Annotated in this window: 1 protein-coding gene and 1 pseudogene; both read right to left on the minus strand. The window is 57.2% G+C overall.

Going from position 1 to position 1,875, the window contains the following annotated elements; genetic code table 11:
* Positions 1–623, minus strand: a 623-nt coding sequence (locus tag AC1DNW_RS35380; RefSeq protein ID WP_477855802.1) for a SpvB/TcaC N-terminal domain-containing protein, incomplete at its 3' end; no start/stop codon positions are given.
* 381 nt (positions 624–1,004) lie between these two features.
* A pseudogene (locus AC1DNW_RS35385) lies at positions 1,005–1,807 on the minus strand (IS30 family transposase).
* Positions 1,808–1,875 lie beyond the last annotated feature (68 nt).

The raw sequence follows: 1,875 nt of genomic DNA on the forward strand, positions 1-1,875 counted from the left end.
GAGACCGAGGTCGTCGGCGAGCAGGGAATCAGCGATTCGCCGTTGAGCAGATAAAAATCACTGCCGTCGAAGGCCGGGATGCCGCGCCCGATGCTGCCGCGCTCGATGACCTCGAGACCGTCGAGTGCCCAGCCATAGCCGAGCCAGCCTTGGTAGCTGCCTCCGATACGGCTCTTGCGGGCGGAATCGTAGCCCAAACTGAGTTTCGGTTCGATGCCGTGGAAGTCGGGAAAATCAATCGCGATCGACTGCTTAAACGAGCCCGATCCGGCGATCTCCGGAACCGACACCTTTTCGGGAGCACTCATAGCTGTCTCGGCTGGAACGGCTGAAGCTGCAGCGACGGTAGCTGCTCCTAACGTTTTGGCTTTGACCGGGTTGTTGGTCTTGTCATCCGTGCCAATGTCCGAGTCGATCCCCTCGGTCCCGAGCTTGTTTGTGGTCGGATCCGTCGCCGCCGGATCGCCAGTCTTCCCAGCCGGTGTGGCCGACTTCGCATCGGCACCATTGCCAAGGCCGGTGGTGCGGTCGACGGCCATGTCGAGGGTTGTGGCGGCAGCGCCAGCGGACTGCGTCTGGCTCGCGCCCTTCGACTGAACACCGGTCGCTACCGTTCCGATCATCGACCCGTTGCCGAGGCCCGAACCGGACCCAGCCGGCTCCTGCGCATTCCCCACACCCGTCAGAAGGCAAAGACCAAGCGTGGCGGCAAAAGCCGCGGCACCAAACCGAATTTGAAACATGAAGTCCCCACAACCCCGAATCGAAATATATTTTCAGGTTAAGCGGGCAATTTCGTCATATGCAATCCCGTTCCAGCACTGCAGATGCATGAAATTTCGGTGACATGCTGAACATCAGCCAAAATCATCACTGAATCAGCCGCCAGAGTGAAATCATTCAGTTCCATGAGCTATCTTATGTGATGTTATAACGTCGCGGCTATTTTGGAGAATTGGAGAACCTAACCCAAGTGCATCATGCCCGTTTTGCAGGGTAGGGGATCACCTTGCTTCTTGCAAATGTGCGATAAAAACCTCGGCAGGCGTCTTGTAGCCGAGGCACCTTCGCGGCTGGTCATTCAGGTGGCGGGCAAGTTGGGTAAGGATGGCAAGGGCGAGAAGGTTTTGATGATCTTGTCCATGATTGGGCGCGAGTGCCGGCTTGGGTTCTTGATCATCACGGTGTAGCGGCTTTTGCGTTCAACGAGGGAGGTGACATTCGCATGGCCGAGCTCACGCTCGAAGATCAAAAGATCACCTTCCCAGTGTCCAAACACCGATCGATCGCCAATAGAATCAGGACGTTGCGATATCCTGTGGCTGGCTGGAAACACGCTGTCGCGCGGCTTCCTCGAGCCACGCCGGCGACGCTTGCGGCGCGCCTCGGGCAGATAACGATAAAGGCCAAGCCCGTAGTCTTCCTTGCCATAGATGAACCGATAGATCGTCTCGGCACAGATCCGAACCAAGCTGATCCCATCGGCCAGAAGACGGCCGGCAATTTGCTCCGGCGACCAGTAGGCCTCCAGTTTCTCAATGATCATACGACGCAGATGCGGATGGCGCCGCAGCTTTCTCAAGCGCCGGCGTCGTTCCTTGGCAATGTCATCCGCAACGGTGGAGAAATAGCCGCTGTATTCGGGAAACTCGTGATCCTGGAACGTATTTCGCCTGATCTCACGATAGATGGTCGAACGATGGCGCCCGAGTTGGCGGGCCATCTYGTTGATCGGCACCTTGCGTGCGACGAGGTGGTGAAGCCGCCGTCGATCGGCGAGGGATAGTTGCTGATAGCATCGGGACATGCCAAAATCTCCAAAGTGAAGCCATTGAAATCATTGGCATGTCGCACTTGGAAATAGAATGTACCCCC

The sequence above is a fragment of the Rhizobium sp. 05L429 genome (assembly GCF_056397645.1).